Annotated in this window: 8 protein-coding genes; 6 read left to right on the forward strand and 2 right to left on the reverse strand. The window is 27.7% G+C overall.

The genetic code is table 11. The features are described 5' to 3' along the window. The 6 genes from NSA58_RS11085 to NSA58_RS11110 form a co-directional block, all read left to right on the forward strand. Nucleotides 1-238: hypothetical protein (locus tag NSA58_RS11085; protein WP_257560466.1), on the forward strand; the 238-nt coding region annotated here is incomplete at its 5' end. A 196-nt stretch (nt 239-434) separates the two neighbouring features. After that, nucleotides 435-764, forward strand: a complete 330-nt coding sequence (locus NSA58_RS11090) for a PadR family transcriptional regulator (protein WP_039680103.1) — start codon at nt 435-437, stop codon at nt 762-764. Next, nucleotides 757-1,479 carry a DUF1700 domain-containing protein gene (locus NSA58_RS11095; protein WP_074429911.1) on the forward strand — a complete coding sequence of 241 codons (723 nt, stop codon included), beginning with the start codon at nt 757-759 and terminating at the stop codon, nt 1,477-1,479. The genes NSA58_RS11090 and NSA58_RS11095 overlap by 8 nt, the downstream gene beginning before the upstream one ends. Further along, a complete protein-coding gene (locus tag NSA58_RS11100) occupies nt 1,472-2,473 on the forward strand; it encodes a DUF4097 family beta strand repeat-containing protein (RefSeq protein ID WP_074429910.1) in 1,002 nt (333 codons plus the stop codon). The genes NSA58_RS11095 and NSA58_RS11100 overlap by 8 nt, the downstream gene beginning before the upstream one ends. Nucleotides 2,474-2,632: 159 nt before the next feature. Next, nucleotides 2,633-3,718: a hypothetical protein gene (locus NSA58_RS11105; RefSeq protein ID WP_039678645.1), complete on the forward strand. Its 1,086-nt coding sequence runs from the start codon at nt 2,633-2,635 to the stop codon at nt 3,716-3,718. A gap of 401 nt (nt 3,719-4,119) precedes the next feature. Continuing rightward, complete coding sequence (locus NSA58_RS11110) at nt 4,120-6,780, forward strand: calcium-translocating P-type ATPase, PMCA-type (protein WP_257560467.1); 2,661 nt, start codon at nt 4,120-4,122, stop codon at nt 6,778-6,780. Between the two features lie 73 nt (nt 6,781-6,853). Here NSA58_RS11110 and NSA58_RS11115 read toward each other — a convergent pair whose 3' ends face one another. Beyond that, nucleotides 6,854-7,948, reverse strand: coding sequence for a pyridoxal phosphate-dependent aminotransferase (locus NSA58_RS11115; RefSeq protein ID WP_079764861.1), 1,095 nt, complete (start codon nt 7,946-7,948; stop codon nt 6,854-6,856). Between the two features lie 17 nt (nt 7,949-7,965). Then, nucleotides 7,966-9,288: an aminotransferase class III-fold pyridoxal phosphate-dependent enzyme gene (locus NSA58_RS11120; RefSeq protein ID WP_074429908.1), complete on the reverse strand. Its 1,323-nt coding sequence runs from the start codon at nt 9,286-9,288 to the stop codon at nt 7,966-7,968. Nucleotides 9,289-9,449 lie beyond the last annotated feature (161 nt).

A 9,449-nucleotide genomic window follows, 5' to 3' on the forward strand; every position in this document is an offset into this window, starting at 1 on the left:
CGATCTTATTTTAGCCATAAAAATAATAAGTAAAGATACTTATTATATAAGTAAGATAATGATGGGATTATTTATAAGTCTTCAATGTATAAGCATTAGTTTTTTAATACCTTTTATAAAAAAAACAATAATTAATTTAAATATAGTGGAAATATTACTAGTAGCTATTGAAAGGTTTTTAATAATGCTCTTTATTTGCTTTATTGCATACAATTTTTACTTGGGATATATACTTTAATTTAATAAAACCTAAATTACAAGTGAAATAACTTGTAATTTTTTTGTAAGAAAACCTTAATAAAAGAACTATTGTGCTTTGCATAGTACTATGCTAATATTAATACATAATAAGTTTAACATAGTATTGTTTAATACACAGTAGTTAATAATATAGTTACTAATTTGCTCGTATAAAATTTGAAAGGAGAAGATATATGAATACCCAGTTTAGAAAAGGCGTATTAGAAATATGTGTTCTGGCTCTAATAAGCAAGAAGGATATGTATGGCTATGAAATTGTACAAAATATATCAAAAGTTATTAATGTAAATGAAGGTACTATATATCCCATATTAAGAAGATTAACAAAGGATGCGTTTTTTGAGGCATATATATTAGAATCTAGTGAGGGTCCGGCTAGAAAGTATTATAAAGTAACCGATGCTGGAAAAGATTATTTAAATAAAATGATCAATGAATGGAATGATTTTGTAGGTGCAGTAAATTTAATTTTAAATGATGAAGGAGGTATAGATTGTGAATAGAAAAGAGTTCTTAGATATTTTAAGAGATTACTTAAAAAAGGATTTTTCAGAAGATGAAATAAATGACATAATAAGAGACTATGAAGAGTATTTTGTAAACAGTGAAATAGAAGGAAAAAGTGATTTGGATACTATTGCAGCTCTTGGGTCTCCAAAGTCCATAGCAAGAGATTTGATTAATCAAATTAAAGATGAGGATAGAACAAATAATAAAAAAGATAAAATAGAAGATATATATATAAACTCTAAAAGAAAAATAAAAGAATCTTGTTTTAAATGTAAAGATTTTTTAGAAGAAAAGTTGACACCTAGTCTAAGTAATGATAACTCATTATCTAATAAAGGTGTAAGAGTTATATTATTTTTATTGTCATTGCTATTAATTATACCAGCTTTTATGGCTGTATGTTTTATGGCATTCATAGCAGGTATGCTGGCTTTATCTTTAATTACTTTTTTAGTAACCATACCATTAATGATTAGTTTTTCTTGGGCAGCATCAGAAATAGCATGCTTCTTTATTTTCTTATCTATAGCTTTTATAGGTTTTCAAATTCTTGCATGGCAAGTATTTGTATTCATAGTAAAGTATATGAAAAAAATTTATAAAACATATATTAATTGGGTCAAAACAAGAAAAATATATATTAATGCAAGTAAAGCAAAAGAAGATATGAATATGGAAGAATATAAAGGAGGCAAAGATAATGAATAAAAAACTATCAATATTTGCCATAGTTCTAATTATAGTAGGACTGATTGGAACAATATGGTCAGGATTTTTCTCTATGCCTTATTTTATAAATAAGTTGCAAGACTTTGATGAAAAAGTAAATGAAGAAAATACCATATACGAAAAGAATATAGACATAGATGAATTAAATATAGATACTAATTATGTTAATACGAAAATTATGAAAAGTAGTTCGAATAAGGTAATAGTTAAAGCAAAAGGTCTTTATGAAAATATGGATATACAGATTACAGATAATAATAAAATATTATATGTAAAAGAAGTAGATAAAGATTTATCAATGAAAAAAATAAAAAGTATTGATGACTTTACTTCTAAACTTTTAGAAAATACTTTCTCAAATCATACTAATATGATAGTAATATATGTTCCAGAGGATGTTAATTTAAAAGTAACAAGTGAAAGTGGGGCATTGATGGTAGAAAATGATATATTTTTAGATGAATTTTTTTTTGATACTTCTAGCGGATCTTTATCATTGCCTAGTGAAGTTAAAAATTTACAGAAATTGAATATAAGTTCACAAAATTATGTATCTATTCAACTAGGAGAAATATTAGGAATAAAAGAAGTTAATATTTATTGCGGTGATGTATATATAGATAGTGATAAATACAATTTAGAAGATATTGAGAAATACTTACCAAATAAAGTTACTATAAAATCTAATAATTTAGATAACAATACTGTTAGTATAGATTCAAATTTACCAATAAGTAGAAATCTTAATATAGATGGCTATAAATCAGAAGTAAATTTAAATCTTCCACTAGATAGATATAAATTTAAATTTGATATAAATGCTTATGAAAATATAGATTTAAATGAATTTTTACAAAGCGATTTTGACAATGAAGAAGAATACAACTTAAAAGAATTCAAAAAAACTATAAATAAAGATTTAAAAAATGAATACAAAGTAAATGTTCACGCAGCAAATATATATTTCGATTAAAAATATTTTTAACCTTCAACAATACAAGTAAAGCCTACTTGTATTGTTTTTTTGTATCACAATAAGTAACCAGATGATACTCTTTTCATATAATTATATTAAGTAACATAAGTTCTATGGGCTTATGGAATAAATACAACAAAAGGAGTTTGACTTATTATGAAAAAAAAGAAGAAACAATCTTGTTCTTGCACTCCTCAAAATGAAGCTTGTAAACCAGTTGAAACTGTGAAACCTACTAAAAAATGTGAAGTATGTAAACCATGCGAGACAGTAGTAGAATGTACACCTATTTCATCTTGTAAACCATGTCCTACTGAAAAGAAACCAATGGCTTCTTATGTAGAGTGTCCTTGTGGAGATTATGAGATAACTTGTGTAGATAAATGTGTAGAGTTAGCGAAAAAGGCTGAAGAGTTATTTGAAAAAGCTTGTAAATATGAAGCTAATGCAACACAAACATTTAATCAAGCTAAAGAATGTGAAAAGAGTGCTAAATTATTATCACAAAAAGCATGTAATTTATTGCAAAATGCAAACAAAAGTGAAAATCAAGCAAGAAATGATGAGTGCAAAGCTAAAGAGTTAATGCAAAGAGCTCAAGAATTATCTGAAAAAGCAAGAGCTTTAAAGAAAGAAGCAGAATGTATTGAAAAAGATGCAAAGGAAAATTGCGAAAAGGCAAAATGTTTATATGAAAAAGCAGAAACTTACAATGAAAAAGCAAAATGCTTATATAATCAAGCGTTAAAATATGACGAAAAAGCATTAGAATGTTACAAAACAGCAGGGGATAAGATAAAAGAATACGAAGGTAAGTCTAAGAAATGTGAAGAAATGCTAGATAAGTGTGGTAATAAATTACAAAATTGTGAGAATAATTGCGTATCAAAGCCATCAATACAATCTAAAATGGATACTACGCCATCAAAACCATCATGTGGATGTAATAAACCTTGTAAAAATACTTGTGAAACTATAGTTGAAAAGACATGTAAATGTGATGATGAAATAATTTATGTGGATATGGATAATAGTTGCTCTTTTGGAGATTCATGTTCAACTTATGTAAGTCCAATGTATAATATGGCACCAATGCAATGTATGGGTAACTTTACTAATAAATATCCATCATTAGATAATTCTAATATGTCTCCTTATACTACTACTCAATATGATGAGATGTGGATGAATTATTATATGTATATGCAACAAATGATGCAGCAAATGCCTTATAATAAATAAGATAGGAAAAAATAGGGGGAGAAGGTAGAGCTTTTAGTTCTACCTTTTTTACATAAGATGAAGATGTTAAGTTTATGTAAAATGATGAAAATATATGGAAATATATTCTAAATTGCGTGATATGATAATATACTATAAATATATTATTAAAATAATTAATTCACAGGGGAGTAATTCCGCAGTATATGCGAGGTAAATCAACATCTTGGCTGATAATTTGGCCTGGTTTATCTTAATGAATGAGACTTGTGTATAGATTTTTCTATGCACAAGTCTCATTTTTTACATTAAAGTAATTTATAATTTATCTGATTTGTAGATAAATTATAAACTTTAACCTATTTGAATAGAGCAATGGATTACCTGAAGCAAAGCAAATTTTTAGTTTTAAAGAATTTAAAATAAAAGGAGGTAATAAAATGAGAGAATACTTACTGGGTTACAAAGAAATATTAAGTTCATTAAAATCTAGTTATGAGGGAATAAGCGAAGAAGAAAGTAAAATAAGATTAAAAGAAAATGGATTAAATAAACTAGAGGAAGGAAAGAAAACACCATTAATTGTAAAATTTTTAAAAGAGTTAACCAATCCGATGATAATCATACTTATTGTGGCAGCGATAGTATCAGGTATAACAGCAGCCTATGCCAATGAGTCTTTTGCAGATGTTTTTATAATATTTGCAGTAGTTGTAATTAATGGAATACTTGGAGTATATCAAGAAAATAAATCAGAAAAGGCCATAGAAGCTTTGCAAGATATGACTGCATCAACATGTAAAGTAATAAGGAATAATAAACAAGTAATAATTAAAAGTGAAGAACTAGTTCCAGGTGATTTAATTTTATTAGAAGCAGGAGATGCAGTACCTGCTGATGGAAGAATTATAGAAAGTGTAAGTTTAAAAATTGAAGAAGCAGCTTTAACAGGAGAATCTGTGGCGGTTACAAAACATAATGACATATTATCATTATCATCTGGTGAAAAAGATATACCTTTAGGTGATAGAAAAAACATGGTTTACATGGGAAGCTCAGTTGTTTATGGTAGAGGTAGGGTTGTAGTAACAGCTACAGGAATGAATACAGAAATGGGGAAAATAGCTCGTGTACTATCAAATACAAAAGAAAGTCAAACACCCTTACAAGTTAAACTAAATCAGCTTAGTAAAATTTTAAGTTTTTTAGTTATAGGTATATGTATATTCATATTTTTATTTACTCTTGGAAAATCCTATCCAAATCTAAGTGGAAAAGTATTTATAGATACATTTATGGTAGCTGTAAGCTTGGCTGTGGCAGCTATACCAGAAGGGTTAGCTACAGTTGTTACAATAGTTTTAGCTATTGGAGTCACAAATATGTCTAAGAAAAGTGCTGTTATAAGAAAGTTAACAGCAGTAGAAACTTTAGGGTGTGCTCAAATTATATGTTCAGATAAAACAGGGACTTTAACACAAAATAAAATGACAGTAGTTAAATATTATGGTAATGATGAAAAACTTTTGGCTAAATCAATGGCACTTTGTAGTGATGCTACATTAGATGAAGATAGTAAAAAAGCAGTGGGAGAGCCAACGGAATGTGCTTTGGTTAATTATGCATACAATTTAGGACTAAATAAAAATGATTTAATAAAAACTGAGGTACGTGCCGAGGAATTACCTTTTGATTCCAATAGAAAAATGATGACTACTATTCATAAACATAAAGATAATTATATTCAATATACAAAAGGAGCTCCTGATGTTGTATTAAAACATTGTAATAAAATATTAATAAATGATAAAGTAGAAGATCTAAGTGAAGAAATTAGAAATGAGATAATTAAAGAAAATAAAAATATGGCCGATAAAGCTCTTCGTGTATTATGTTCTGCCATAAGATATTATGAAGAGGTACCTAAAGAGATTAGTAGTGAGGCTTTAGAAAATAATCTTATATTTTTAGGTCTTACAGGTATGATCGATCCAGTAAGAGAAGAAGTAGTTGATGCAATAAAAGAATGTAACAGTGCAGGGATTAGACCTATTATGATTACTGGAGATCACAAAGATACAGCAGTTGCTATAGCTATGGAACTTGGGATAATTAAAGATAGTAGTGAAGCTATAACTGGTGCTATGTTAAGTGAAATGAATGATGAAGAATTTGAAAAAAATATAGAAAAATATTCAGTATATGCAAGAGTACAACCAGAGCATAAAGTTAGAATAGTTAATACATGGAAGAAAAAAGGGAAAATTTCAGCAATGACAGGTGATGGAGTAAATGATGCTCCAGCAATAAAAAGCGCTGATATAGGTGTAGGTATGGGTATAACTGGTACAGATGTTACTAAAAATGTTTCAGATATGGTCCTTGCCGATGATAACTTTGCTACTATAGTCCATGCAGTAAAAGAAGGCAGAAGAATTTATGACAATATAAGAAAGTCTATTCAGTTTTTATTATCATCTAATTTAAGTGAAGTTGTAGCTATATTTTTTGCTACATTAGTAGGTTTTGTTATTTTAAAGCCTGTTCACTTATTATGGATTAACTTAATAACTGACTGTTTTCCAGCTTTAGCACTTGGAACAGAAAAAGAAGAGGAGGACATTATGAAAAGATCCCCTAGAAACTCAAGAGAAAGTATATTTGCTGGTGGGGTCAGTAAAGATGTTATATGGCAAGGATTTATGATTGCCATAATCACAATAGTAGCTTATGTGGCTGGTCACTATATGGAAAGTGGAATATGGGAGTTTGTAAATAGTGCAGATGGAATGACAATGGCATTTTTAACTATGTCTATGGCTGAAATATTCCATTCATTTAACCTTCGTTCTAGAAGACACTCCATATTTACTATAAAGGGTCAAAATAAGTTTTTATGGGGAGCAATGATAGTATCACTTTTATTGACTCTTGCAGTAATTTATATACCATTCTTATCAAATGCATTTGGGCTTGAAACTATATCGCTTATGGAATATGGTGTATCACTTCTAATATCATTTACAGTAATACCTATAGTTGAAGTGGTTAAGTTTTTTCAAAGAAGATATGAAGTTAAATAATTATAAAAAGGAACTGTATATTTTTATACAGCTCCTTTTTATACATAAGCTGAAGTAGGATGCAATAAAATTTTTATAACTCATCAATATATTCAAAAGCTTGTAACACTTTTTCTAAGTTCTTTTCTTTGGGGACTCTTAATCTTACATAATTTTTATCTAAACCCATATAGCTACAACCACTTACTACGACTATATTAAACTTGGAAAATTCTTTTTGAAGATTTATATTTGGGTTTTTATGATGTAATAAAAAAATGGCAACTGTTTTGTCAGTATGAGAGATTATGAGGTTTTTCAATGATTTAAAAAAATAAGACTTAATTTTTTTATTTATGAATAGAGTTTCATTTATAAAATTATTATCATTCAATGCTATAGAATCCATTTGTCGTCCGATTTCATTTATACAATAAGGATTAGTAATTTTATTTAGAGGATTATAGAAATTATTTGGTACAACCATATAACCAGCTCTAATTCCTGCGAGGGAAAAAAATTTAGAAAATGTTTTAAGTATGATTATATTATCATAATTGTTTATTAGGTTTATAGATGAGTTTTCTGGGCTCATATAATCACCATATGCTTCATCAACTATAATAACTATTTTGTATTCTTTTGCAATTTTAACGATTTTTTCAATTTGTTTTAATGAAATAATTTGACCTGTAGGATTATTAGGATTGTCTAAATATATTAATTTATACTTATTATCTATAAGTTTTATAAATTCATCCTCATCAAAAATGTGATTATTTTCTTCTTTTAAGGTATAATAATTAAAATTTCCTCCATGCATTTTAACATCCATAGCATACTCTGGAAATTGAGGTGTACATCCTAGAACATTATCATTAGGTTGTAAAAACAATTTATTTGATAAATATATTCCGTTAATTGAACCCTCAGTTAATATAATATTATTTACTTTTAAGCAGATATTATTATTCCAGTAATCTATTATAGATTTTTTTAGAAGATTTCCATGAGGATAGTCTTTTAGAGTAGAGTAGTTTAAATTATTAAAAGCATCTTTTACATTTGATGAAAAGGTAATAGTATTTATTCCGTCATAACAGTTTATGCATATTTTAGACAAATCCTCATCTTTTGCATAAGATAAAAAATCCTCTTCCATAATATATTTGTTAATTTTATAATTCAAATATTAACCTCATTTTGTTACCAACCATTTATAAAGGTATAAGCATCATCACTGATTTTTCCACTGATAAAATCATTAATAGAATTTTCTAATATTTCTGTTGATTCATCTATTTGATTTTTAGTGATAACTAAAGGTGGTTGTATTCTTAATGTATTTTCACCTAAGGAGATAAGTAGTAAACCATTTTTGATACATTGATAACATATTTTCTTTGTGGCTGATTTGTCAGGTAAATCAACTCCTATTGATAAGCCTAAACCACGCACATCTTTTATAATATTAGGATATTTCTTTTTTAGAATGTTCAACTTATTTATTAAATAAGAGCCTTTCTCTTTAGTTTGCTCAATTATATTATCTCTCTCGAATATTTCAAGCATTTTTAATGCAGCTACACATACAGTAGTATTTGCAGAAAGAGTAAAAGCATGAGCAGGAGCACTTAAACATTCCATAATTTCGCTTTTACCAACTACCAACCCTAGAGGTAAACCTCCTCCTAAGGATTTACCCATAACAATTAAATCAGGTTCAATATTAAAATGTTCCATAGAAAACCAATATCCACATCTACCTAAGCTTTGTTGAATCTCATCCGCTACAAACAATATATTGTTCTTCTTACATAATTTATATAAGTTTTTTACATATCTTTTCGGTGGAATAATAATACCAGAATCACCAGCAATAGGTTCAAAAAATACAGCAGCCACTTCGTCAGCAGGTAAATACATTTGAAAAGCATTTTTTATTTCCTCTAGACATTCCAGGTGACATTCACTTTCATTTTTATTATAAGGGCATTTGATGCAAACAGGATAGTTAAAGTGATAAACATCAGGTAGAAGAGATCCTATTTTTTTTCTCATATTTAAACTTATGGCAGAAATTGAAATAGAGCCATAAGTACTTCCATGATAAGCGCCATTAAAGGAGATAATTTTATTTCTACCAGTATACCCCTTTGACAGTTTTATTGCAGCGTCTATAGATTCGGAACCCGTAGTACTATAAAGAACTTTTTTATCATTATCTCCAGGAGCCAAATTTATTATTTTTTCAGCAAGAAGTACAGGTGACTCACAAGTAAAATAAGCAATAGTGTATTGTGTAATTTGGTCCATCTGATTTTTTACAGCTTGAGCAATTTCTTTATTACCATGCCCAATATTTGCAGAGGATGCACTAGATAGAAAATCTATATATTCATTTCCATCATAATCATAGAGTAAAGCACCTTTGCCGTTTTTAATTGCTATGGGGCAATAAGGTAGTTTTTGAATGCTTGATAAAAACTTTTTTTCTCTCTCACAAATATTTTTATTGCTAAGATTCATGATACTTACCTCCTAACTAATTAATAATATGTAGTAATAACTTTTTATATAAATAATAATTCTAGACTTTCATAAAAGTCAATATAACAATAAAACTTCCATATATTTATATGGAAGTTTTATTGTTATATATTTAATTTATTTTAAAAGCTCAAGATCGG

Source organism: Terrisporobacter muris, assembly GCF_024621905.1.
GTDB lineage: Bacteria > Bacillota > Clostridia > Peptostreptococcales > Peptostreptococcaceae > Terrisporobacter > Terrisporobacter muris.